This is a genomic window from Pseudomonas sp. GD04091, assembly GCF_029836165.1.
In the GTDB taxonomy this organism is placed as follows: domain Bacteria; phylum Pseudomonadota; class Gammaproteobacteria; order Pseudomonadales; family Pseudomonadaceae; genus Aquipseudomonas.
The window spans coordinates 84,631-107,612 of the sequence record NZ_JAOEBG010000014.1 but is presented as its reverse complement, the minus strand read 5'-3'; the positions used below and the strand labels follow the sequence as shown (position 1 = coordinate 107,612).

Annotated in this window: 18 protein-coding genes; 7 read left to right on the top strand and 11 right to left on the bottom strand. The window is 64.7% G+C overall.

The window, feature by feature from the left end:
• Positions 1-5 precede the first annotated feature (5 nt).
• The 4 genes from N7422_RS17490 to N7422_RS17475 form a co-directional block, all read right to left on the bottom strand.
• Positions 6-2,423, bottom strand: a complete 2,418-nt coding sequence (locus N7422_RS17490; RefSeq protein ID WP_279807714.1) for an RHS repeat-associated core domain-containing protein — start codon at positions 2,421-2,423, stop codon at positions 6-8.
• Positions 2,420-5,002: a hypothetical protein gene (locus N7422_RS17485; protein WP_279807713.1), complete on the bottom strand. Its 2,583-nt coding sequence runs from the start codon at positions 5,000-5,002 to the stop codon at positions 2,420-2,422. The genes N7422_RS17490 and N7422_RS17485 overlap by 4 nt, the downstream gene beginning before the upstream one ends.
• Before the next feature lie 38 nt (positions 5,003-5,040).
• Positions 5,041-6,003: a hypothetical protein gene (locus N7422_RS17480; RefSeq protein ID WP_279807712.1), complete on the bottom strand. Its 963-nt coding sequence runs from the start codon at positions 6,001-6,003 to the stop codon at positions 5,041-5,043.
• Between the two features lie 138 nt (positions 6,004-6,141).
• Positions 6,142-7,665, bottom strand: coding sequence for a fumarate hydratase (locus tag N7422_RS17475; RefSeq protein WP_279807711.1), 1,524 nt, complete (start codon positions 7,663-7,665; stop codon positions 6,142-6,144).
• A 272-nt stretch (positions 7,666-7,937) separates the two neighbouring features.
• On the opposite strand from N7422_RS17475, the gene N7422_RS17470 reads away from it, so the two are divergent.
• Entirely contained in the window at positions 7,938-8,858 is a 921-nt protein-coding gene (locus N7422_RS17470; protein WP_279807710.1) for an iron-sulfur-binding ferredoxin reductase, read from the top strand.
• Between the two features lie 94 nt (positions 8,859-8,952).
• Here N7422_RS17470 and pyk read toward each other — a convergent pair whose 3' ends face one another.
• Entirely contained in the window at positions 8,953-10,407 is a 1,455-nt protein-coding gene (gene pyk / locus N7422_RS17465; RefSeq protein ID WP_279807709.1) for a pyruvate kinase, read from the bottom strand.
• 182 nt (positions 10,408-10,589) lie between these two features.
• On the opposite strand from pyk, the gene N7422_RS17460 reads away from it, so the two are divergent.
• The 3 genes from N7422_RS17460 to sbcB all read left to right on the top strand — a co-directional run bounded on the left by N7422_RS17460 (position 10,590) and on the right by sbcB (position 12,951).
• Positions 10,590-10,976, top strand: a complete 387-nt coding sequence (locus tag N7422_RS17460) for a tetratricopeptide repeat protein (RefSeq protein ID WP_279807708.1) — start codon at positions 10,590-10,592, stop codon at positions 10,974-10,976.
• 123 nt (positions 10,977-11,099) lie between these two features.
• On the top strand, positions 11,100-11,459 hold the full coding sequence (locus N7422_RS17455; RefSeq protein ID WP_279807707.1) for a PilZ domain-containing protein: 360 nt from the start codon (positions 11,100-11,102) through the stop codon (positions 11,457-11,459).
• A gap of 61 nt (positions 11,460-11,520) precedes the next feature.
• On the top strand, positions 11,521-12,951 hold the full coding sequence (gene sbcB / locus N7422_RS17450) for an exodeoxyribonuclease I (RefSeq protein ID WP_279807706.1): 1,431 nt from the start codon (positions 11,521-11,523) through the stop codon (positions 12,949-12,951).
• Positions 12,952-13,023: 72 nt separating this feature from the next.
• On the opposite strand, the gene mvaT is transcribed toward sbcB, so the two are convergent.
• The gene (gene mvaT / locus N7422_RS17445; RefSeq protein WP_279807705.1) at positions 13,024-13,401 is read right to left on the bottom strand and encodes a histone-like nucleoid-structuring protein MvaT; all 378 of its coding nucleotides are present in this window, start codon (positions 13,399-13,401) and stop codon (positions 13,024-13,026) included.
• 297 nt (positions 13,402-13,698) lie between these two features.
• Between mvaT and purU the strand changes: the two genes are divergently transcribed.
• On the top strand, positions 13,699-14,550 hold the full coding sequence (purU, locus tag N7422_RS17440) for a formyltetrahydrofolate deformylase (protein ID WP_279807704.1): 852 nt from the start codon (positions 13,699-13,701) through the stop codon (positions 14,548-14,550).
• 15 nt (positions 14,551-14,565) lie between these two features.
• A complete protein-coding gene (locus tag N7422_RS17435; protein WP_279807703.1) occupies positions 14,566-14,799 on the top strand; it encodes a hypothetical protein in 234 nt (77 codons plus the stop codon).
• Here the strand turns inward: N7422_RS17435 and N7422_RS17430 are convergent.
• The 4 genes from N7422_RS17430 to N7422_RS17415 form a co-directional block, all read right to left on the bottom strand.
• Positions 14,705-15,697, bottom strand: coding sequence for a lysylphosphatidylglycerol synthase transmembrane domain-containing protein (locus N7422_RS17430; protein WP_279807702.1), 993 nt, complete (start codon positions 15,695-15,697; stop codon positions 14,705-14,707). The genes N7422_RS17435 and N7422_RS17430 overlap by 95 nt on opposite strands.
• Complete coding sequence (locus tag N7422_RS17425; protein ID WP_279807701.1) at positions 15,694-16,458, bottom strand: polysaccharide deacetylase family protein; 765 nt, start codon at positions 16,456-16,458, stop codon at positions 15,694-15,696. Before N7422_RS17425 ends, N7422_RS17430 begins: the two co-directional genes overlap by 4 nt.
• Positions 16,451-17,572 (bottom strand): glycosyltransferase family 1 protein, encoded by a 1,122-nt coding sequence (locus N7422_RS17420; RefSeq protein WP_279807699.1) that lies wholly within the window; start codon positions 17,570-17,572, stop codon positions 16,451-16,453. Before N7422_RS17420 ends, N7422_RS17425 begins: the two co-directional genes overlap by 8 nt.
• A 159-nt stretch (positions 17,573-17,731) precedes the next feature.
• Positions 17,732-19,606 carry a methyl-accepting chemotaxis protein gene (locus N7422_RS17415; protein ID WP_279807698.1) on the bottom strand — a complete coding sequence of 625 codons (1,875 nt, stop codon included), beginning with the start codon at positions 19,604-19,606 and terminating at the stop codon, positions 17,732-17,734.
• A gap of 175 nt (positions 19,607-19,781) precedes the next feature.
• On the opposite strand from N7422_RS17415, the gene N7422_RS17410 reads away from it, so the two are divergent.
• On the top strand, positions 19,782-21,257 hold the full coding sequence (locus N7422_RS17410; protein ID WP_279807697.1) for a helicase HerA-like domain-containing protein: 1,476 nt from the start codon (positions 19,782-19,784) through the stop codon (positions 21,255-21,257).
• A gap of 120 nt (positions 21,258-21,377) precedes the next feature.
• On the opposite strand, the gene N7422_RS17405 is transcribed toward N7422_RS17410, so the two are convergent.
• Complete coding sequence (locus N7422_RS17405) at positions 21,378-22,850, bottom strand: inorganic phosphate transporter (RefSeq protein ID WP_279807696.1); 1,473 nt, start codon at positions 22,848-22,850, stop codon at positions 21,378-21,380.
• Positions 22,851-22,982: the final 132 nt, after the last annotated feature.

Below are 22,982 nucleotides of genomic sequence, written 5' to 3'. Positions count from 1 at the left end.
GCGGCTCAGCGGGGGTAGTAGGTTCTCCCGGTGGCGACCTCGCGTTGGGGATAGAAGGAAAACGGCCCTTTCGCTCCCTGCAGGCGCTGCCAGCGCGAGATGTTCTGCGAAGGCAGGCTGCTGGTGAAGCTGTCGACCCTGAGTGACTGGATGAAGCCCGCGCGGTTGACCCAGATGACCTTGTCGTAGCCATAGACCGGGCGTTGCAGGATATCGGCGATGCGCTGCGCCGCGCCACTCTTGCCGCCATGGCAGGCCAGCAGCACCAGCGGCACGTTCTGCTCGACCCCGGCCAGGCGTGGCGCGATCTCCCTCAGGGCGATACGTGCCGGGTCCTCCATCTGGCCCACGGCGTTCATCAGTTGGCCGCCTTTGCTGCCGTGGGTTTCGAACGCGCGAATACCCTGGCCCCACAGGTTGTAGTGCATGGCGACATCGTTCTGGCCCGGCATTTCGGCGTAGAGGATTTCGCTGCGCTGCTCCCAGTAGGCCGGTCGGGTGAAGCGGGGCTCACGCAGGCGGATGGCGTTGGCCCCACGGGTCAGTTGCGTTGCCCGTGCGGGGGCCGCCGTCATGCGTGCAGCCGCGCCAGTCCCCAGGCTGGCCAGCCCGCTGCCCAGGGAAATCCAGCCGAGCACGCCCGCGCTCTGCTGGTCCCTGCCACTGGCCTCGAGGGCCATGGCGGCGACGCCGGTGGCGAGTGATACGGCATTGAGCGCCGCCGTGCCGATCGCCCAGGCGCCGCTGGCGCTGAGGCTGCCGGCGAACAGGGCGGCGACGGCGGGCATGGCGGTGCCGAGGCTGGCCAGGGCGACCGCGGCGCCCAGCGCCAGCCCGGCACCCGCCAGGGCCCAGCTCACCCAGCTGTGACCGTCCGGGTCGACACGGTTGACCGGATCGCCCGCGCAATAGGCGTAGGGATTGATGCCGCCTCGACCGAACGGGCTTTCGCTGTCGGGGGCGAGAAAGCACATGAGCATCGGGTCGTAGGGGCGATAGCCTGCCGGAATGTACCAACCGCTCAGCGGTTCACGGCGCAGGCCGGCGTAGCCGTAGGGCTGTTCGCCCGTATCCGTCCCGGCGCCGTGGGCGCTGTAGTGGCGACTGTGCATAGGCTCCATGGCCTCCAGGCGTACGCTGCCCTGGGCATCGCAACCGAGCAGGGTGGTCTGGCGTATGCCGTCTGCCACCTTGCTCAGGGCGAACAGGCCGCTGCCATCCCCGATCAGCTCCAGCCGTTGATCGGCCTGTTGTACGTGGGTCAACTGCGCGGCGCTGTGCAAGCTGCGCTCGAGCTCGCCGTCGAGTATCCGGTCGCACAGCTGGCCGCTGGCGTCGTAGCGATAGCGGCAGGTCTGCCCGGCGATGCTGACGCTGGCCAGACGGTCGTCGGTGGTCCAGGTCATGTGACGGCCTAGGCTGTCGCCAATCACCCGGCCGCAGGCGTCGTAATGCAGGTCGATGCGGGTTGGCCAGCTGTCGTGGCTGTGATGGATCGACGTGACCTGGGTGGGGTCGTGTTCGGCGTAGTCGAACCGGGCATGGTCCTGGGTGCCGTCGGCAAAGGTGCTGACCACCTCGCGCAAGCCATCGAGGGCGTTGAAGGTGAAGCGTTGATCGACGATGGGGTTGCCGAATGGGTCCTGCGGCGCGGCCGCGGCGTTGGCGGTGTAGTGCACCAGGCGCCCACGCAGGTCGTAGGCGAAATGCTCTTCACCTTGCCGCTCGCCATCGTGCCAGGTGCGGGAAACGACCTGGTCGAGCGCGGAATAGACCAGCCTCTGGCGCCAGGTACGCGTCTTGCCAGCCTGTTTCACCCTGAAGGTGCGGGTTGCCTCACGGCCCATGCTGTCGTAGCTCAGTTGCTTGACCAGCTGCCGGCCACTGGCCGGGTCGTCGGTGGTGACGGAGGCTGGGCGGGACAAGGCGTCGTAGGTGAACGTCGTGCGCACGCTGCCGACCGACAGCACGCTCAACCGCCCGAACCCATCGTACTGGCGCTGGTGTTCGCCGCCCGCGCTGTCGGTGAAGCCCAGCAGCAGGCCATTGAGCGAATGCCGCCAGTGGGTGCTGTGCTCGATGCCATCGACAGTCCAGGTGTCGCGCAGTGCCTTGCCCGACGGGGTGAAGTGCCATTGCTGCACGCCCAGGGCATTGCTGGCCGAGGCAGGTTTGCCGAAGGTGGCGTGATAGCCCAGCTGTTCGCCTGGCTGGCCTGCAGGCGCGCTGGACAGCAGGGCGTCGTCCAGTTGCGGTTCATAGCTGTAGGCCAGGCGCTCGCCGTCGGCCAGGGTGTTGGCCACGGGCGGCAGCTGGCCGGGGCGGTAATGGTAGTGGGTGGTGCGCCCGGCGATTTGCACGCTGCGCTGGCGTCCCAGGCCATCGAACGTCTGGCGGCCCAGCAGGATGGAAAGGTCGGTCATGGTTGCTGCTCCTGGGCAGGCGTGATCGAGATGGACTCAAGGTGCTGCTCGTCGCTGTGGGGCGCGAAGGTCCAGGCCAGTCGGGTACCGTCGACCAGCTGTTTTTCGATGAGGCGGCCATGGTGGTCATGCCGCAAGCGCGTGGTGATGGCCGAGGCGCCGGGTACTTCGATGCGCTCCTCGATCACGCGGCCCAGCCCGTCGCGCAGGCGCTTGCGGGTGCGCACCAGGCGGCCGTCGGCATCGATGTCCTGGTGTTCGATCGGCTGGCCGGTCAGGTCGCTGAGCACGACCTGCTTCGCTCCGGCCAGGCCGCCGGCCTCCTGCCACTGCTCGCTGCGCAAGGTGACCGGGTCGTGTCGGCTGTGGCTGTGGATGCCGTCGGGGCCGATGTCGAGACACGCCTGGCCCCAGTCGTCATAGGCCGTGGTGGTGGTCAAGGTGAGTGGCGTGGTGGTGGTCGGGCCGAGCCAGTCCTGAGAGGTCCGGCTGATCTGCCGGCCAAGGGCATCGTAGGCATATCGGGCGATTACCCGGAAATGGCCGGGGGCTTCATCGAGGTCTTCCTGTTCCACCTTCACGGTTCGGCCATCGCCATCGAGCCACTGACGCTGGCGGCCGCCGTTGGCGTCGACCTGTTCGAGCATCACCGGATTGACGCTACCGTCCGGCCTGGCGTCGCGTGCCACGGCATCGTCCACGTGGTGGCGCGCGCTGCGCACGGTCTGCCAGGGGCTGTCCGCTGCGCTCAGCGTTTGCACGATGCGGCCGAGGGCATCGTAGCGGTATCGGCGGCAGGCACCGGTCTGGCTGCGCTCCCAGCGGGTCAGTCCGCTCAGCAGCGAATGCCCCTGGCTGTGGCTCGCACGGTTCTCGTCGTCGTGTTCGTAGCCGATGCAGGTGGTTTCGCTGACCAGTTCATCCGCTGTGATCTCATAGCGGTACGCCGTGGTGGTTGCCTTGTCGCCGAGCGTGGTGACGCGCCGGGCTACCCGGCCATGCAGGGGGCCAGGGGCGGTGATGTAATGCTGCTCGGTGCGCTGCAGAACACGGCCGTCACCCACGTCGAACGCTTCTTCGCTGGCCAGCACGGGGTGCGCGGGCTCCCCGGCGATCAGCGAAGGCAAGGCCAGGTAGGTGTAGCGGGTGCCGAGCGTCGGGGCCTCGCCCTTGGCGGGGGCCGGGATCACGGTCGAGCTTTTCAGATGACGGACCCTGCCCAGTGGGTCTGCCGGGCAGCCCTCGGCGCCTTGCGCCGGATAGAACTCGCTGAGCTCCTGGAGACCGTCGGGGTGGATCACCTGGAGGAGGTTGCCGTGCGGATCGTAGCGGTAGCGGGTGGTCTGCGTGCGGGTGGCGCCGTCGCGGGCATGGTCGATGTAGCTGAGGGAAACCTCGTGCGGCAACTGGCAGGCGGCAGGCTGCTGTTCCCAGTTCAGTTGTGGGTCGATGCCGTAGGTGGTGTGGGTATGGGTTTCGCAGTCGCCGCGCCGTGAGGCTTCCAGTATCGGTAGATGAAAGCGGTTCCAGGTCCGGGTGATGGTCTCCAGAGTCCGGCCAGCGCCATCGCTCAAGGTTTCGATGAGCTGGTAGTGATACTCGCTGTCGACCTGGTACAGGTTGTCCCGGCCGCTGTCCCAGGCGAACGCCTGGTCGCTGCCGAAGCCGAGGAAGTTGCTGTCCCCCACCCATTCGTAGGTGCGGTTCAACTCGTTGGCGGCAGTGCCGCAGGTGTGGGTCCAGGACAGTACCCTGGGCAGATAGGGGAACGGCGCGCCAACGGGCAGGCGATGACCTTCGTTGCCCGTCGCCCAGTGAATGATGTCCTTGGCGCCCATGGGGCTGAGCAGGGTACTGGGCAACAGCAGCGTAGCGGCCAGGGTGTAGTCGATCTGAAACGGGGTCGCGATTTCCGGAACATGGATCTGCGTCAGCCGGCCATCGCTCAGCACCAGGCGCAGGGTGGCGGCTTGCGGGCTGGAGGGGTTGAAGGTGATGCGTATTTCATCTTCGCGCCTGTCCAGGCTGAGCAGGGTGCGCAGCTCGTCGCGGACCTGTTCGAGCCGGCAACCGTCATCGCCGAATGGCAGCCAGTCGAAATACAGCCTGCGGCCCTCCGGCGAGCGCAGTTCCTCAAGCACGAACCACGGGCTGGAGGCCTGTTGCCGGAGGATTTCGCTGTGTCCGGACGCGTGCTCCACGCGCAGGCTGCCATCGGCCTGTTGACGCAGTCGCAAGCTGTCGAGTTTCTGGTCGAGAAACGCCAGGTGACTGTCGACGAGGAAACTGGAGCGGTCCAGATCGATGGCGAACCGTTCGCCGGACGAAAGGCTCAGGCGGGTACTGTCCTGGTCAAGGTAGAGCTCCGACAGGCCCAGGCTCCACCCCAGGCCGTAACCCTTGTCCAGGTTCGAGGCCAGGCTGGCGAAGCTGAGGGTGACGGGGAGCGCCGGTCCGCACAGCTGGTTCGCGGGCGGCAGCGGCAGGGCGAGGGCCAGGGTGAACTGGCCGGTGCGGTTGTCCACACCGGTTTTCATGAAGTCCAGGAAGTTGCTGGCCTGGGTATGCAAGGTCGACATGCGGTGAGATCCCGTGGCTGAGGTTGGTCGGCGCGGCGCTAGAAACGAGGGGCGGTCAGCCGAAAGCCCAAGGCCTTGCCTCCTTCGCCGGCGAGAAACTCGACGCCGTAGGCGTTGCCGTGGCGATCCAGCACGGTCCAGCGGCTGGGCGATTCGCTGAGATCGTTGAACCAGCGTCGATAGAAGCGCGAGAAGTGACGGTAGAGCGTCATGTGGTGAGGGCGCTGGGTGAGGGCCTGGCTGGAGTCGGGCAGTTGCAGGCTGAATGGCTGATCCACGGCGTAGGCGGCCACGCGGCAGTGCTGGCTGTAATCGTTGGTGAGTTCGAACGAGATCAGTGCATGGTCCCAGTTGTTGCGCACGTAGAACGGCTCGGCCGAGGGCGTTGCATGGGCATGGCTGGCGACGATCCGGTTGTTCGGGTCGCGAAAGCCGAAGTAGGCCACTTCTTCCTCGATCTCGTCATTCCAGTAGCTGCCGTTGTCGAGCTTGTAGCTGACCTTGTCCTGGGCGGAGAGTTGAAAGCGGGACTCGTGCGGGCTGGGCGGCGCCACGGACTCGATGACCACGCTGGAGCGGAAAGGCGCGGCATCGGTCTCGAAGCTGGTGTGCTCGTCGCGCCAGATACCGGCGTGGATCGTGCTCAGTGAGCCGCCCGGCAGGGTCGAGCTCACGTAGAAGCGTCGGCGAATCGCGCGGGGCGATGGCTGTGTGAGCGCGCCCGGCACGCTAGTGCTTGCGCCATGGTAGTCGAAGCGCTCATCACGCTGGTGATGGGCCCGCAGTTGGTCATCGAGGTCGCGAATATGGCCATCGTCATCGATCAGGATGAGCTGCAGGGTCGACAGCTGCTGCTCGGTGAGGGTCTGGCCTTCACGAGGCTCGAGGGTGATGGTGACTTCTACCTGCTGGCGGCCGTTGGCGTAGAGGCGATTGCTGCTCGAGGTGATGTCGAGACGGAAACGACGAAGCCATTGGTTGGCCTGTAGTGTGTGGTTCATGAGCCTGTCCTGTGTGGGAGAAGGGGCTCATTTAAGTGGGAGGCAGATGCTGGGAGGCGGTAAATACATCTTGAACGTCAGAAACCCAAGGCAAAAAAAACCGCTCCGAAGGGAGCGGTTCTTTCGTTGCAGGGAGGCTTACTTCACTTCCACCGCAAGGCTCTCGGCAATCTTGCCCTGCCACAGTGCGGGACCGGTGATGTGCACCGACTCGCCCTGGCTGTCCACCGCGACGGTGACCGGCATGTCCTTCACGTCGAACTCGTAGATCGCTTCCATGCCCAGCTCGGCGAAGGCCAGGACCTTCGATTTGCGGATGGCCTGGGCCACCAGGTAGGCGGCGCCGCCGACGGCCATCAGGTACACGGCCTTGTTGTCCTTGATCGCCTCGATGGCGGTCGGGCCACGCTCGGACTTGCCGATCATGCCCAGCAAGCCGGTCTGTTCGAGGATCTGGCGGGTGAACTTGTCCATGCGCGTGGCGGTGGTCGGGCCGGCTGGGCCGACCACTTCGTCACCGACCGGGTCGACCGGGCCGACGTAGTAGATGAAGCGGCCCTTGAGGTCCACCGGCAGCTCTTCACCACGGTTGAGCATCTCGACCATGCGCTTGTGCGCGGCGTCGCGACCGGTGAGCATCTTGCCGTTGAGCAGGATGGTCTCGCCCGGTTTCCAGCTGGCGACTTCCTCGGGGGTGATGTCGTCCAGGTTGACGCGGCGGGCGCTCGGGCCGGCTTCCCAGACGATTTCCGGGTAGGCGTCCAGCGACGGCGCTTCCAGCTCGGCCGGGCCGTTGCCATCGAGCACGAAGTGGGCGTGGCGGGTGGCGGCGCAGTTGGGGATCATGCACACCGGCAGCGAGGCGGCGTGGGTCGGGTAGTCCATGATCTTGACGTCGAGGACGGTGGTCAGGCCGCCCAGGCCCTGGGCGCCGATGCCCAGCTGGTTGACCTTGTCGAACAGCTCCAGGCGGATCTCCTCGAGGCGGTTCTGCGGGCCACGGGCCTTGAGCTCATGGATGTCGATGGACTCCATCAGCACTTCCTTGGCCATGACGGCGGCCTTCTCGGCGGTGCCGCCGATGCCGATGCCGAGCATGCCAGGCGGGCACCAGCCGGCGCCCATGGTCGGGACGGTCTTCAGGACCCAGTCGACGATCGAGTCGGACGGGTTGAGCATGGCCATCTTCGACTTGTTCTCCGAGCCGCCGCCCTTGGCCGCGACATCCACTTCGACCTTGTCGCCGGGGACGATCGAGTAGTGGATCACCGCCGGGGTATTGTCCTTGGTGTTCTTGCGAGCACCGGCCGGGTCGGCCAGGATCGAGGCGCGCAGGACGTTCTCGGGCAGGTTGTAGGCGCGACGCACGCCCTCGTTGATCATGTCGTCGACGCTCATGGTCGCGCCGTCCCAGCGCACGTCCATGCCGACGCGGATGAACACGGTGACGATACCGGTGTCCTGGCAGATCGGGCGGTGGCCGGTGGCGCACATGCGCGAGTTGATCAGGATCTGGGCGATCGAGTCACGCGCGGCAGGCGACTCTTCACGCAGGTAGGCCTCGTGCATCGCCTGGATGAAGTCGACGGGGTGGTAGTACGAAATGAATTGCAGGGCGTCGGCGACGCTCTGAATCAGGTCGTCTTGCTTGATCACGGTCATGCAGCGCGCTCCTCTTAAAGACGGGAACATTCGTAAAGGCATTCCGACAGTGCACACCAGTGTGTCAGGAACGCCTGGCAAGGCGCCGGCTGGTCGGGCCGGCACAAAAAGGCGCGGCAGTATACCGCGCCTCTTCGTGCGAAACATCAGCGGGTGGTCTGGACCTTGGTCGGCAGGGCAAGGGCATCCTTTTTGCTGATGACATGCGATGCTGTGGCATCGGCAGCGCTTCACGCCCCAGAAAAACCTTGAATCGAACGAGAATCCTGACCATGCCCGAACTTTACGTGGGCGAGCGCCAATGGGCGGTGCCAAGCGGCAGCAATCTACTGGATGCCCTCAACGAGGCAGGCCTGAATGTGCCCTACAGCTGCCGCGCCGGAAGTTGCCACGCCTGCCTGGTGCGCTGCCTGGACGGCATGCCCGTCGACGCGAAACCCGAGGCGCTGGCTGCGGACAAGCGTTTACAGGGCTGGCGACTGGCCTGCCAGTGCTCGGTCGCCAGCGACTTGCGGGTGGCGCCGTTCGACCCCCGCAGTGATGGCCTGCCGGCCACGGTGGTCGGGCTGGACTGGTTCGTCGATGTGCTGCGCCTGAGGCTGCGAGCGGAGCGGCCACTGCGTTATCAGGCCGGGCAGCATCTGGTGTTGTGGAGCGGCGGTGTTGCCCGGCCTTACTCGTTGGCGAGCCTGCCGGGTGAGGACGACTTTCTGGAATTCCACCTGGATTGCCGCCGTTGCGGCGCGTTCAGCGACCAGGCAAGGCAGATTCGGCTGGGGGATGTACTGAGGCTCGGCGAGCTCAGGGGCGGTGCCTTGCATTACGACCCGGACTGGCAGGCGCGGCCGCTCTGGCTGCTGGCGGCGGGCACCGGGCTGGCGCCGTTGTGGGGCATCCTGCGCGAGGCGCGGCGACAAGGCCATCAGGGCGAGATCAAGGTGATGCACGTGGCCCGCGATATGGCCGGGCATTATCTGGCAGAGGCGTTGGCGCAAATGGCAGGCATCAGCGTAGAGCTGGTACTGACGGATCAGCTGGAGGACGCGTTGGCGGGGTTGCGGCCGTCATCGCGGCAGACGATGGCGCTACTGTGCGGATCACCGGGAAGCGTCGAGCGCTTCGCCCGGCGGCTGTTCATTGCCGGAGTGCCGCGCAACCAGGTGTTGGCGGATGTATTCACCGAGCATGTTTGAAGGCTGAAATGATCGCGGGGCAAGCCCGCTCCCACGCCGAGCCCGTCGGCACTTGTGGGAGCGGGCTTGCCCCGCGATGGCTGTTACTGGCGAATCAACCGACCAGCGGATCACCGACATGCAGGATCTTCATGCCGTTGGTGCCACCGATGGTGTGGTAGCTGTCGCCCTTGGTCAGGATCACCCAGTCACCTTGCTGCACCAGGCCACGCTTGAGCAGCTCGTCCACGGCTGCCTGGCTGACCTTGTCGGCCGGCAGCGAGGCCGGGTCGAAGGCGATCGGGTAGACGCCACGGAACATGTTGGCACGGGCCTGGGTGGCGCGGTGCGGCGACAGGGCGAAGATCGGCACGTGCGAACGCAGGCGCGACATGATCAGCGGGGTGTAGCCACTCTCGGTGAGGGCGATGATCGCCTTGACGCCCGGGAAGTGGTTGGCGGTGTACATGGCCGCCAGGGCGATGCTCTCGTCGCAGCGCTCGAAAGTGGTGTGCAGACGGTGGCTGGACTTCTGGCTGGTCGGGTGCTTTTCGGCGCCCAGGCAGATGCGTGCCATGGCCTGGACCGCTTCGATCGGGTAGGCACCGGCGGCGCTTTCGGCCGAGAGCATCACCGCGTCGGTGTTGTCCAGCACGGCGTTGGCCACGTCGGACACTTCGGCGCGGGTCGGCATCGGGTTCTGGATCATCGACTCCATCATCTGGGTCGCGACGATCACCGCCTTGTTGTTGCGGCGGGCGTGCTGGATGATCTTCTTCTGGATGGCGATCAGCTCGGCGTCGCCGATTTCCACGCCCAGGTCGCCACGGGCGACCATCACCGCGTCGGAGGCGGCGATCAGACCATCGAGGGTCTCGTCGTCGGCCACGGCCTCGGCGCGCTCGATCTTGGCCACCAGCCAGGCGCTGCCGCCGGCTTCGTCGCGCAGCTTGCGGGCGTATTCCATGTCCTTGGCGTCACGCGGGAACGACACGGCCAGGTAGTCCAGGTCCATTTGCGCGGCCAGCTTGATGTCGGCCTTGTCTTTTTCGGTCAGGGCCGGGGCGGTCAGGCCGCCACCCTTGCGGTTGATGCCTTTGTGGTCGGACAGCGGGCCGCCGACGATCACCACGCAATGCAGGGCATCGGCGGTGGCGGTCTCGACGCGCATGACCACGCGGCCGTCGTCGAGCAGCAGTTCGTCACCCACGCCGCAATCCTTGACCAGGTCGGGATAATCGATGCCGACGATGTCCTGGTTGCCTTCGGTGAGCGGGTGAGCGGTGGAGAAGGTGAACGTGTCACCGACTTTCAGTTCGATGCGCTTGTTGGCGAATTTGGCGATGCGGATCTTCGGCCCCTGCAGGTCGCCCAGCAGCGCCACGTGGCGGCCGTTCTTGGCGGCGATCTCGCGGATCAGGCGGGCGCGGGCCTTGTGCTCGTCCGGGGTGCCGTGGGAGAAGTTCAGACGTGCCACGTCCAGGCCGGCGAGGATCAGCTGTTCGATCACCTCCGGCGAGTTGCTGGCGGGGCCAAGGGTGGCGACGATTTTGGTACGGCGGATGGTCATGCACAGACTCCTATAGTGAAGCGCAGCGAAAGGCTACTCCTGAATCTCGCTGTAGTCATTGTTCCGTTGCACTACCGGCACACGAGGCAGGGTTGCGTTTGAACGGCGGGGGTATGCTTGCAAAAGGCTGTGAAGATTTGCCGTGCAAGGCCGATACACTGCCCATCGAAAGGAGAATTCCCATGCGCACCCTGATCGTTTTGACCATGGCGGCCAGTGTCGTCGGCTGCACCCGCTGGTCCATGGACCACCACCTGAACAATGCCTACCGGGCCTACGACCGCGGCGACTGCGCCAAGGTGATGCTGGAACTGTCCCAGGTCGACCGTACCAGCCGCGCTCGCCCGTTCATCCACCCGGAGGTCTCGCTGCTGCGTGGCCAGTGCCTGGAGCGGCAGAAGCTCTATGTCGACGCGGCGCAGACCTACCAGTACCTGATCCAGCAATACCCGCGCAACGAGTACGCCTACCGCGCCCAGGCGCGCTTGCAGACGCTGGAGAAGCTTGGGCACCTGCGCGGCGGCGAAGCGGCAATGGCCACCCCGACGAGCACTACACCTTGGCGTTAATGCCAAGGTGTCGATGATTTCATGTAGTCCGTCCGTCGGCTTGGACTAATCTGTTAAAGCGTTGTAACGATCATCGCCAGTACCTTGTCTTCCTGGCACCGGGTACAGGACATCATTGCGATCATGTTTATCGAGCGACATATCGAACGCCATCAGCTGCCTTGCGTGCTCAAGGTGTTCAACCGCTTCACCGACTTGCAGATCGGCTATCTGGGCAACGCCTCCGAGGCCGGGTTGATGCTGATAAGCCAGTTGCCGGTGCTGGTGGGGCCTGACTTCGAGCTGCAATTGCGCGTGCCGCTGGCCGGAGGCGGGCTGCAGTTCATCAACCTGACCGCCAGTTGCCTGTGGTGCCGTGAGGATGAAACGCCGGGGCACTACGATGCCGGCTTCATGCTGCTGCAGGCCCCCCCGGAATACGATGACTTTGTGCGTTCGCTGCGCGACTTCTTCAGTTTCCGCCCCATGAACGCCTCGGTCTGAGGCTGGTCCGGGGACCGCAAGGGCCGCTAGACTCTGGTCGACCTTGGAACAGGACGACCCCGTGAGCTCCAGCATCTTCTGGCACGACTACGAAACCACCGGCATCAACCCGCGCTGCGACCGCCCGTTGCAGGTGGCCGGTGTGCGCACCGACTTCGATCTCAACGAGATCGAGGCGCCGATCAGCCTCTATTGCCGTCCCTCCGACGACATTCTTCCGCACCCGGCGGCTTGCCTGGTGACCGGCATCACCCCGCAGCAGTTGGCCAGCCAGGGCCTGTGCGAAGCCGAGTTCATGACTCGGGTGCACGACCAATTGGCCCGGCCCGGCACCTGCGGCGCCGGCTACAACACCCTGCGCTTCGATGACGAAGTCACCCGCTACAGCCTCTATCGCAACTTCTTCGACCCCTATGCCCGTGAGTGGCAGGGCGGCAACAGCCGCTGGGACCTCATCGATGTGGTGCGCACGGCCTATGCCCTGCGGCCGGAAGGCATCGTCTGGCCGCAGCAGGAGGGGCGCACCAGTCTGCGCCTGGAACTGCTGAGCAAAGCCAATGGCATCGACCATGGCCATGCCCATGAGGCGCTTTCCGACGTACGGGCGACGATTGCCCTGGCGCGATTGATCCGCGACAGGCAACCCAAGTTGTACGACTGGTTGTTCCAGTTGCGCAGCAAGCACAAGGTGATGGAACAGATTCGTTTGTTGCAGCCTTTGGTGCATGTATCCGGACGTTTCTCGGCACAGCGCAATTATCTGGGAGTGGTGCTGCCGCTGGCGTGGCATCCACGTAACCGCAATGCGTTGATAGTTTGTGACCTGCACCTGGAAACAACACCGCTGCTGCGGGACAGTGCCGAGGCGTTACGCCAGCGTTTATACACACGGCGTGAAGAGATGGGCGAAGGGGAACTACCGGTCCCGTTGAAGTTGGTGCATATCAACCGTTGTCCGGTACTGGCGCCCTTGTCGGTATTGCGCCCGGTTGATCAACAACGGCTGGGCCTCGATATGGCGGCGCTGCAGTCACGGGCAGAACAATTGATCAATCAGCAAGAGGCCTGGCGGGACAAGCTGGGCATCATTTATGAAGAAGAGGCCTTTGCGCCGAGCGAGGATCCGGAGCAACAGTTGTACGACGGATTCCTCGGTGATCGTGACAAGCGTCTGAGCGAACAAGTACGTCAGACAGACCCGGCGAAATTGGCGCAGGGGCATTGGATGTTCGACGATCCACGCATGCCGGAACTTTTGTTCCGTTACCGTGCGCGCAACTTCTTCGACACCCTGAGTGAACAGGAACGTGCGCGCTGGCATGGGTTCTGCCAGCAACGGCTGACGAACCCGGCCCAGGGCGCGCCGAATACCCTCGATGCATTCGAGCAGGCATGGCAGAGCAGCTGGGGCGAGGCGAGCGAGGAGGGGCGGCGGGTACTGGATGCCTGGCAAAGTCATGTCAGGCAGTTGAAAGTGCAGTTCGCGCTTTGAATTGAACGGATACAAAAAACGCCGGCGGTTGCCGGCGTTTTCTTGTTGAAACCGATGCGTGGGTGACGCGAATCAGTCCAGCAGGGTAGCCCAGCTTTCAACGACGTCGCCGCCCCATTTGGCTTTCCACTCTTTCAGCGTCTTGTGGTTGCCGCCTTTGGTTTCAATAATCTCGCCATTGTGCGGATTCTTGTATTGCTTGACCTTGCGCGCACGCTTGGTGGCGGTGGTCTTGACGGCGCCGCGCGGTGCCTTGCTCAGTTTGCTTTCCGGGTCGAGCAGGGCGATCACGTCACGCAGGGACTTGGAGTATTCGCCCATCAGGGCACGCAGCTTGCCTTCGAATTCCAGTTCTTTCTTCAGCTTGTCATCTTGCGACAGGTTGGCCAGGCGGGCTTGAAGTTCCTTGATGGCTTCTTCGGTGGCGCGGTATTCGTTGATCAGGGACATGGTGTGTTCCTTAAATGCATGTTCAGAGAGACAGTGCGGGCAATAATAGACAGGCCAAACTGCCAAGTAAACAATTAAAAAGTCATGAATCAATTAATAGCGCGGGAAGATTTCCTCGCTATTAGGTTAAAAAAATTTACATGTTGGGCGGGGCGGCGGCGATTGCCCCTTGAATCGAAGGGAATTGTACGACCCGATTGCGCCCGCGCCCGGCCAGGCGCGGGCGTAGATGATTACTGCGTTTTTTTTGCCAGGCCGCTAGAATACGCGCCTTTGCGAAGTTCTGGAGTCTCTCTCATGCGCACCTATCGACTGGTGATTGCCTGCCCCGACCGCGTCGGCATCGTGGCGAAAGTCAGTAATTTCCTGGCTCTCTACAATGGCTGGATCAACGAAGCCAGCCACCACTCCGACGAGCAGAGTGGCTGGTTCTTCATGCGCCATGAGATCCGCGCCGAGTCGCTGCCATTCGGTATCGAGGCTTTCCGCGAGGCGTTTGCGCCGATTGCCGAAGAGTTCTCCATGACCTGGCGGATTACCGACTCTGCCCAGAAGAAGCGTGTTGTCCTGATGGCCAGCCGTGAGTCGCACTGCCTGGCCGACCTGCTGCACCGCTGGCACACCGACGAGCTGGATTGCGAAATCCCCTGCGTGATCTCCAATCACAACGACCTGCGTAGCATGGTCGAGTGGCACGGCATTCCGTTCCATCATGTCCCGGTCGATCCGAAGGACAAGCAGCCGGCTTTCGCCGAAGTGTCGCGCCTGGTCGAGGAATACGGCGCCGACGCCGTGGTGCTGGCGCGCTACATGCAGATCCTGCCACCCCAGCTGTGCCAGGCGTACGCCGAGAAAGTCATCAACATTCACCACAGCTTCCTGCCGTCGTTCGTTGGTGCCAAGCCGTATCACCAGGCTGCCTTGCGTGGCGTGAAGCTGATCGGCGCGACCTGCCACTACGTCACCGAAGAGCTGGATGCCGGCCCGATCATCGAACAGGACGTGGTGCGTGTCAGCCACGCCGACAGCATCGAAGACATGGTGCGTTTCGGTCGTGACGTGGAGAAGATGGTGCTGGCCCGCGGCCTGCGCTATCACCTGGAAGACCGCGTGCTGGTCCATGGCAACAAGACCGTGGTGTTCAACTGAGTCGAGGGCCTGCGCATGGCGGATCCACGTGACAAGGCCGGCGCCTCGGCGCCACCGACCTTGGGCGAAGGCTGCCTGGCCCGTTTCGACCCCGACGCGTTGAGCGACGACGACGGCACCGAATTCCCCGGTGCCGCCGAGCTGTGGAAGCGCTTCAATCCGTCTGGCGACGCCAGCGCGCCAGCAGCGGACCTGCCAGCAGGCACAGAAACACCGGCCCGCCAGCGATCAGATAGAAGTAGAACGTGACCGCACGCCAGATCAGGATCGCCGCGGCTGCGGTCGATGATCCTACCAGCGGCGCCAGCAAGGTCGCCGAGGTCACTTCCGCCGCGCCGGCACCTCCCGGCAGCAGGCTGAACTGCCCGGCGCTGAGCGAGAGCATCTGCACCAGAAAGCTCGGTATCCACGCCAGCTCTACCCCCAGCCCCCTCAATACCAGGTACAGCACGCTGTAGCGCAGGCTCCAGTGCGCGCAAGTGAGGGCGAACACCAGCGCCAGGGTAGGCTTGGGCAGGCGCCAGGTGTCGGCCAGGGCATGGAGGAAACGCAGCAGCTTGCGTGCCCAGCGCCGCCGTCGCGCGGGGGGCATGCCCAGGCGCCGCAGCAGGCGGCCGTTGCCACGCATCACCGCGCGCCGACAGCGCAGCAGCACGACGATCACAGCCAGTGCGGCGCACAGCAGCAGGGCGCTACCCAGCAGCATGCTTTCCTGGCTGTGCCCCAGGCTGTGGAACAGGGCATAGGCCGCAATCGCCAGCATCGCGCAAAAGAAGAACACCAAGTCGTTCAACTGGTCCATGGCGAACACCGCGCCGCTGCGTGAGGCGGCGATGCGCTCGCGCGTCAGCAGCGCCATCAGCGTCAGCGGGCCACCGCTGCCACCGGGCGTGCTGCAGATCGCGAACTCGGTGGCCATGACCACGCCGAGGCTGCGGACCGGGCCCAGCTGCGCGCCCTGTTCACCGAGCAACAGGCGCAGGCGGATGGCATTGATGATCCAGCACAGCAGGATCATTCCCAGGAGCAGCAGCATCAGGCTGGGGGCGAAGGATTGCAGGCGTGCCAGCAGTTGACCGCCGCCGAGCAGGGCCGGGACCAGCACCGCCAGCAGCACTGCCAGGGCCAGCCAGCCCAGGCGTTTCATGGGTTGACCTGGCGATCCAGCCAGGCTGACTTGGTCAGTGGCTCGCGGCCCTGTGCCAGCAGGCTGTGCAGGGTGTCGAGCCAGTAGTTGCGCGCGCTTGCATGGCGCATGTCCACCGGATGCAGGCCCAGGCGCAGGGTCTCGGCCTCGCGCCAGCGCCGGCATTGCCAGTCGCTGACGATTCTCGACACGCCGCGACGCCAGGCGCTGCGTGCGCTCCATACCAGGCCGGGAGCATCGATGGCGGTGAAGTCCGGCAGGCGGTACAGGTGTTGCGGCGTACTGGTGTAGCGCAACGGTAGTTGGCGAAGAGCCTGGCGCGTGCCGTCGCTCATCAGCCAGGCCGGGGCGACGAAGCCGGCAACTGGCCAACCTTGCTGGCCGAACAGCGCCAGCCCGGCTTTTAGCCGTTGCAGTGCGCTGGCCTGGTCGAGCCCGTAGAACTCGCCTTCGTGGGTATATAGGCGGCGCATGAAGTATTCGCCCGGACTGCGTGGCGCCGGACCATCGTCGGCATGATAGTAGCCGTGCAGTGCCAGTTCATCGCCGCGGGCCAGGCGTCGCTCGAGCAGGCGGCAGAAGGTCGGCGAGCGCAGCAGCGCGTTACGGTGATGAAAGTCCGGCACCACCAGCCAGGTCATTGGGACGCCGCCCAATTCATCGATGGCCTGCACGAAGGGCTGGTAGTCCGGCCAGGTCTCCGGCGCCACATCGTGCAGCACCAGCATCAGGCTGCGCGGGCCGCTGCGCAGCTCAGCCATGGGCGCGTACCCGAGGCTGGTGGCCGAGCACCGCCTGATAATGCTGCAGCAGGCCGCTGACCACGGTATCCCAACTGTAGTGGCGCTCGACATGGCGGCGGGCCTGGCTGCCGAGAGTGCGTACCCCGGCCTCGAACGCTTCGTGCACCGCCTCGGCCATGGCCGGGCCGTCGTTGGGCCGGCACAGGCGGCCGCACTGTTCGTCGACGATCTCGCCGAAGGCCCCGGCGTGCACCGCCACCACCGGCGTGGCGCTGGCCATGGCTTCGAGAATGACCAGGCCGAAGGTTTCCTGATCGCCGGCATGCACCAGCAGGTCGGCGCTGGCGAGCAGCCGGGCGACTTCCTGGGGCGGGCAGAAATGACCGATCACGCTGACGTTGTCCGGCACATTGGCCGGCATGTTCGAGCCGACCAGCAACAGGTGGTAGTGGCGCCCGAGGGTGCGCATGCAGTCGAGCAGCACGGGCAGGTTCTTCTCCTTGGAGCCGCGGCCGGCGAACACCAGCAGGCGGGCGGTATCGGCGATGCCCAGTTCCGCGCGCAGGCCGGGGTCGCGGCGTTCGGGGTGGAACAGCGCGAGGTCCACGCCCAGGCGCTGCACATGCACATCGTCGATGCCGAGCCTGCGTAGCTTGTCGGCCATCACCTGGCTGGGCGCCAGGACCCGGTCGAAATTGCCGTACAGCTTGCTGACGTAGGCCTCGACATTGGGGGTGAACCAGTTGCCCATGCGGTTGCTCACCAGCAATGGCAGGTCGGAGTGATAGAAGCCGATCACTGGCACGTCGAGTTTGCGCCGTGCCTCCAGTGCGGCCCAGGCGGTGAGGTAGGGATCGCCCACTTCGATCAGGTCGGGCTGCAGCCCGCGCAATACGTTGCACCAGGGCGCCAGGCGCACCGGGAAGCGATAGCCGTTGCCGAACGGCAGTGGTGGGGCGGGGACGTGGTAGACGCCATCGGTATGGCTGGCGCTGGCGCCGGGGATCAGCAGGCTGTGGCGAACGCCGGGCATGGCGTCGAGGCGGCGGTGTTTGGCATCAAGATAGGTTCGCACGCCACCGCTGGCCGGGGCGTAGAACATGGTGATGTCGGCGATGTGCACGATCAGCATCCCTCCGGGATCGTCCTCGGGTGTGTCATCTGGCGGTAATGAACCGACGATGACGCGCCTGAGGGTTGACCTACCTGAAGGATAGTTTGTTCGATCGGGGTTTGGCGGGCTGTTCTGTCGCAGGGCACGCCCGCTCCCACGCAGGGAGCGGGCGGCAGGTCAGATGCGGAAGCTGCCGACCAGCTGCTTGAGGCGCCCGGCCTGCTGTTCGAGGTCCGAGCAGGCGCGCAAGGTGGCCTGCAGGTTCTCGACACCTTCCTGGTTGAGCATGTTGATCTCGTTGATGTCCATGTTGATCGAGTCGACCACGGCGGTCTGCTCTTCGGTGGCGGTGGCCACCGACTGGTTCATGCCGTCGATCTCGCCGATGCGCTGGGTGACGCTGCCCAGGCGTTCGCCGGCCTGGTTGGCGATCTCCATGCTGTCCTGGCTGTGGCGCTGGCTCTGGCCCATGGTGTCGACCGACTCGCGGGCACCGACCTGCAGTTCCTCGATCATGGTCTGTACCTGTTGCGCCGACTCCTGGGTGCGGTGCGCCAGGTTGCGCACCTCGTCGGCGACCACGGCGAAACCACGCCCGGCCTCGCCGGCGCGGGCAGCCTCGATGGCGGCGTTGAGCGCCAGCAGGTTGGTCTGCTGGGAGATGCTGGTGATCACCTCGAGGATCTGGCCAATATTGACGGTCTTGTTGTTGAGGGTCTCGATATGCGCGCTGGAATCGACGATCAGGTCCGACAGGCGGTTCATCGCTTCGATGTTGCGCTGCACCACCTGCTGGCCCTCTTCGGCCAGCAACCGGGCGGAGCTGGCATGCTGTGAAGCCTGGGCGGCGTTGCCGGCGATTTCCTGGGCGGCGGCCCCCAGCTGGTTGATCGCGGCGGCGACGCTGTTGGTGCGGTTGGACTGCTCGTCGGAGTTGGTCATCGACGAGTTCGAGGCGCTGATCACGCGCAAGGCCACTTCGTTGACCTGCTCGGTGGCCGAGGACACTTCGCGGATCGAGCCGTGGATACGCTCGACGAAGCGGTTGAAGGCGGTGCCGAGGATACCGAACTCGTCGTGGTTGTGGATCTCCAGGCGGCGGGTCAGGTCGCCTTCGCCCTCGGCGATGTTCTCCATGGCACGGGTCATGGTGTGCAGCGGTTGCAACAGGACGCGGATCAGCAGGCCAAGCAGCGCGATGATGATCACCACCGCCACCAGCGTGGCGATCACCGCGGAGGTACGGAAGGTACTGAGCATCGAGAAGGCCTTGTCCTTGTCCACCGACAGGCCGATGTACCAGTTGGCCGACGGCAGGCCTTTGACCGGGGTGAAGGTCAGCAGGCGGGTTTCGCCATTGAGCTCGACTTCGGCCAGGTCGCGGGACAGTTTCGGTGTGTTCTGCGGGAACAGGTCGGACAGGGATTTCATCACCAGGTTCTTGTCCGGGTGCACGAGGATCTTGCCTTGGTCGTTGACCAGGAAGGCATAGCCCATGCCGCCGAAGTTCAGCGAGTTGATGATGTCCACCAGACCGTCGAGCGCCAGGTCGCCGCCGACCACCCCCACCGAGCGCGAGGCGGTGCTGATGATCGAGATGACCATCTTGTTGGTGGCAATGTCGATGTAGGGCTCGGTGAGGATCGGGCCGCTGGCGTTCAGGCCGTCCTTGTACCAGGGGCGTACGCGGGGGTCGTAGCCATCGGGCATCCTGGTATCCGGTCGCACGGTGAAGGTGCCGTCGGGCTGGCCCAGGTAAATGGTGAGGAAGCTCGACGTCAGGGCGTTCTGCCCGAGCAGGGTGCCGGTGTTCTGTGGGTACTGGGCCAGGTTCTGGGCGACGTTCTCGACCAGCTTGATGCGCCCTTCGAACAGGTTGCGAATATTGGTGGAGGTGGAGTCGCCCATCTCAGCCAGGTAGTTCTCGAGGTCCGCGCGTATGGCATTACGCTGGAGATAATCGTTGTAGAGGGTGAAAAGACTGAAGGCGAGGATCACGATCAGTGATGCCGCCAGAAGAATCTTGTGGCTGAAACGAAGGCTTTTATTCATAACGTGATCGCGTCCGCTAAGGTTTTTATCGGGTCGTTCGCACAAAGCACGGCTGGAAAACAGTGCAACAATGCCCGTGGGTCCTTTTCGGGTTGTTCCTGTCTTTTTTTCTGGGAAGAATCATTTTGAAATATCGGCCGTTAAGTGGCAGAACTTGAGCAGGGGAAAAAGCAATATGTCGGATTCCTTACGAATGGTCATAGGCGCCGGGCCGGATGGCCAGCCGGTATCCCAGGCCATGCGCCTGGCCAATCGCCATGGACTGGTGGCGGGTGCCACCGGTACTGGCAAGACCGTCACCTTGCAGCATCTGGCCGAGCTGTTCAGCGACGCGGGAGTGGCGGTGTTCGCCGCGGACGTGAAGGGTGACCTGTGTGGTCTTGGCGCGGCTGGCGCGCCCCAGGGCAAGGTGGCCGAGCGGATCGCCGGGATGCCCTGGCTGAACCACAGGCCCCAGGCCTACCCGGTGAGCCTGTGGGACATCGCCGGGCAGTCGGGGCACCCGTTGCGTACCACCTTGAGCGAAATGGGCCCGCTGCTGCTGGGCAACCTGCTGGAACTCACCGACAGCCAGCAGGCCGCCTTGTACGCTGCCTTCAAGGTGGCTGACCGAGAGGGCCTGCTGCTGCTCGACCTCAAGGACCTCAAGGCCTTGCTCGCGCACCTGAAGGACAACCCTCAGCTGCTGGGCGAGGACAGCGCGCTGATGACCAGCGCTTCGACCCAGGCCTTGCTGCGTCGCCTGGCGACGCTGGAGCAACAGGGTGCCGAGGCGCTGTTCGGCGAACCGGCCCTGCAGTTGGAGGATCTGCTGCGCCCGGATGGCGACGGGCGGGGGCGCATCCACCTGTTGGACGCCAGCCGCCTGGTGCACGATGCGCCCAAGGTCTATGCGACCTTCCTGTTGTGGCTGCTGGCAGAGCTGTTCGAACAGTTGCCCGAGCGCGGCGATGCCGACAAGCCGGTGCTGGCGCTGTTCTTCGATGAAGCGCACCTGTTGTTCAATGGCACGCCCAAGGCATTGCAGGATCGCCTGGAGCAGGTGGTACGGCTGATCCGTTCCAAGGGCGTGGGCGTGTATTTCGTGACCCAGTCGCCGGGCGACCTGCCGGACGCGGTCCTGGCGCAACTGGGGTTGCGCATCCAGCACGGGCTGCGGGCGTTCACGGCCAAGGAGCAGAAGTCGCTGCGCGCGGTGGCCGATGGCTTCCGGCCGAACCCGGCGTTCGACAGCCTGGCGGTGCTGACCGAGCTGGGCATTGGCGAGGCCTTGGTTGGCACGCTGGAGGAGAAGGGCACGCCGGCCATGGTCCAGCGTGTGCTGATTGCGCCACCGCAATCGCGGATCGGGCCATTGACGGCGGGTGAGCGTGCCGCGCTGATCACAGCGTCGCCCCTGGCCGGGCGCTACGACAAACCGATCGATCGCGAATCGGCCTATGAGATGCTGACCCAGCGCAAGGGCGAGCCGGTCGAGCCCGTGCCGCAGGCCAAGGCCGATGACGACAGTTTCACCGACAAGGCCGGGGAGTTCCTGCAGAGCGCGGCGGGGCAGGCGATCAAGTCGGCGGTGCGCCAGGCGGCCAATCAATTGGGGCGGCAGCTGGTGCGCGGGTTGATGGGATCGTTGTTGGGAGGGAAGAAACGCTAGACCCGTCGCGGCCCTATCGCGGGGCGCGCTCGCTCCCACGCAGGTGGCGCGGCAAGGCTTGCATGACGGATGTGAAAAAGGCGCCCTGCAAAGGCGCCTTTTTCAGTACTGCATCAGCAATCAGCCGATGGCCTTGGATGCCAGCCAGAACAGGCCGGCCGCCAGGCCCATCGAGGCTGGCAGGGTGAGTACCCAGGCCAGCAGGATGGTCTTCACGGTGCCGCCTTGCAGGCCACTCTTGTTGGCGACCATGGTACCGGCCACGCCCGAGGACAGGACGTGGGTGGTGGACACGGGCAGGCTGAACACGTTGGCCATGCCGATGGCGCACGCCGCGGTGATCTGTGCCGACATGCCCTGGGCGTAGGTCATGCCTTGCTTGCCGATCTTCTCGCCAACGGTCAGCACCACGCGCTTCCAGCCGACCATGGTGCCCAGGCCCAGGGCCAGGGCGACGGCGACGATCACCCAGAACGGCGCGTACTCGGTAGTGGCGGTCAGGTCCTTGCGCAGCTTCTCCAGGTCGGCCTTTTCACGAGCTTCCAGGCCTGGCAGCTTGCCGACCTTCTTCGCCGTGTCATCCAGGCACAGCAGGTAGCGGCGGACTTCGACACGCTTCTCGGCGCTCAGCGCGCGATAGTCGGTCACCCCGGCGAGCGAGGATTGCAGCGCGGCGATAGTCGGTTCGGTCTGCTGCGGGTTGCAGCTGAACTGCTCGGGCAGGTCGCTCGACTTGGCCTTGCCCAGCGCCAGGAATTCGCCGAGGGTCGCGGCGTTGCGCTGGTAGAACTGGCTCAGGTGCAGGGTGGCGTCACGGGTACGCTCGATCTGGTAGGTGGTGCTGTTCAGGTCGAGCACGAACTTGGCCGGTACGATGCCGATCAGCACCAGCATGATCAGGCCGATGCCTTTCTGGCCATCGTTGGAGCCGTGCACGAAGCTCACGCCCATGGCCGAGATCACCAGCACCAGGCGGTTCCAGAACGGCGGGTGCTTCTTGTCGTCGAGCTTGCGACGCTGATCTGGTGTCTTGTGCATCTTCGACAGTGGGCGCCACCATTTCAGGCCGATCAACAGCAGGGCCGCCACGGCGAAGCCGGCCATTGGCGAGAGCACCAGCGACATGGCGATGTCGATCGCCTTCTGCCAGTTGACGCCGTCGCCCAGCGGAATGTCGCTGAGCAGGGCATTGGCCAGGCCCACGCCCAGGATCGAGCCGATCAGGGTGTGCGAGCTGGAGGCCGGGATACCGAAGTACCAGGTGCCCAGGTTCCAGGTGATGGCCGCGGCCAGCAACGAGAAGACCATGGCCAGGCCGTGTCCGGTGTTCACATTGATCAGCAGTTCGACCGGCAGCAGGTGGACGATGGCATAGGCCACCCCGACACCGCCGAGCAGAACCCCGAGGAAATTGAACACACCGGAGAAGAACACGGCCAGGTGTGGCGGCATGGCTTTGGTATAGATGACGGTGGCTACCGCGTTGGCGGTGTCATGAAAGCCATTGATGAACTCGAATGCGAGCACGAAGGTCAGAGCGAGCATCAAGCTCACGACAACCCAGGCATCCAGTCCGCTGAATAAATCGATCATGAAGGTTTTCTGGCGGTCTTAGGGGGGGCGGATTATGCCAGAAAACCATGGCAATCGATGCACCTGCCGCGGACCGATGGCAGCCAGGCATCGGCCAGTCAGGCGCCAATCGCAGCGGGAAAACAGAATAAA

What these genes read in the sequence shown, in the direction of transcription:
- N7422_RS17420 (WP_279807699.1), bottom strand. Translation starts at nt 17,572, where the DNA reads ATGCTGATCGTGCACATCGCCGACATCACCATGTTCTACGCCCCGGCC.
- mvaT (WP_279807705.1), bottom strand. Translation starts at nt 13,401, where the DNA reads ATGTCCCTGATCAACGAATACCGCGCCACCGAAGAAGCCATCAAGGAA.
- N7422_RS17410 (WP_279807697.1), top strand. Translation starts at nt 19,782, where the DNA reads ATGTCGGATTCCTTACGAATGGTCATAGGCGCCGGGCCGGATGGCCAG.
- N7422_RS17405 (WP_279807696.1), bottom strand. Translation starts at nt 22,850, where the DNA reads ATGATCGATTTATTCAGCGGACTGGATGCCTGGGTTGTCGTGAGCTTG.
- N7422_RS17435 (WP_279807703.1), top strand. Translation starts at nt 14,566, where the DNA reads ATGGCGGATCCACGTGACAAGGCCGGCGCCTCGGCGCCACCGACCTTG.
- N7422_RS17460 (WP_279807708.1), top strand. Translation starts at nt 10,590, where the DNA reads ATGCGCACCCTGATCGTTTTGACCATGGCGGCCAGTGTCGTCGGCTGC.
- N7422_RS17430 (WP_279807702.1), bottom strand. Translation starts at nt 15,697, where the DNA reads ATGAAACGCCTGGGCTGGCTGGCCCTGGCAGTGCTGCTGGCGGTGCTG.
- purU (WP_279807704.1), top strand. Translation starts at nt 13,699, where the DNA reads ATGCGCACCTATCGACTGGTGATTGCCTGCCCCGACCGCGTCGGCATC.
- N7422_RS17490 (WP_279807714.1), bottom strand. Translation starts at nt 2,423, where the DNA reads ATGACCGACCTTTCCATCCTGCTGGGCCGCCAGACGTTCGATGGCCTG.
- N7422_RS17415 (WP_279807698.1), bottom strand. Translation starts at nt 19,606, where the DNA reads ATGAATAAAAGCCTTCGTTTCAGCCACAAGATTCTTCTGGCGGCATCA.
- N7422_RS17455 (WP_279807707.1), top strand. Translation starts at nt 11,100, where the DNA reads ATGTTTATCGAGCGACATATCGAACGCCATCAGCTGCCTTGCGTGCTC.
- N7422_RS17475 (WP_279807711.1), bottom strand. Translation starts at nt 7,665, where the DNA reads ATGACCGTGATCAAGCAAGACGACCTGATTCAGAGCGTCGCCGACGCC.
- N7422_RS17480 (WP_279807712.1), bottom strand. Translation starts at nt 6,003, where the DNA reads ATGAACCACACACTACAGGCCAACCAATGGCTTCGTCGTTTCCGTCTC.
- pyk (WP_279807709.1), bottom strand. Translation starts at nt 10,407, where the DNA reads ATGACCATCCGCCGTACCAAAATCGTCGCCACCCTTGGCCCCGCCAGC.
- N7422_RS17470 (WP_279807710.1), top strand. Translation starts at nt 7,938, where the DNA reads ATGCCCGAACTTTACGTGGGCGAGCGCCAATGGGCGGTGCCAAGCGGC.
- N7422_RS17485 (WP_279807713.1), bottom strand. Translation starts at nt 5,002, where the DNA reads ATGTCGACCTTGCATACCCAGGCCAGCAACTTCCTGGACTTCATGAAA.
- N7422_RS17425 (WP_279807701.1), bottom strand. Translation starts at nt 16,458, where the DNA reads ATGGCTGAGCTGCGCAGCGGCCCGCGCAGCCTGATGCTGGTGCTGCAC.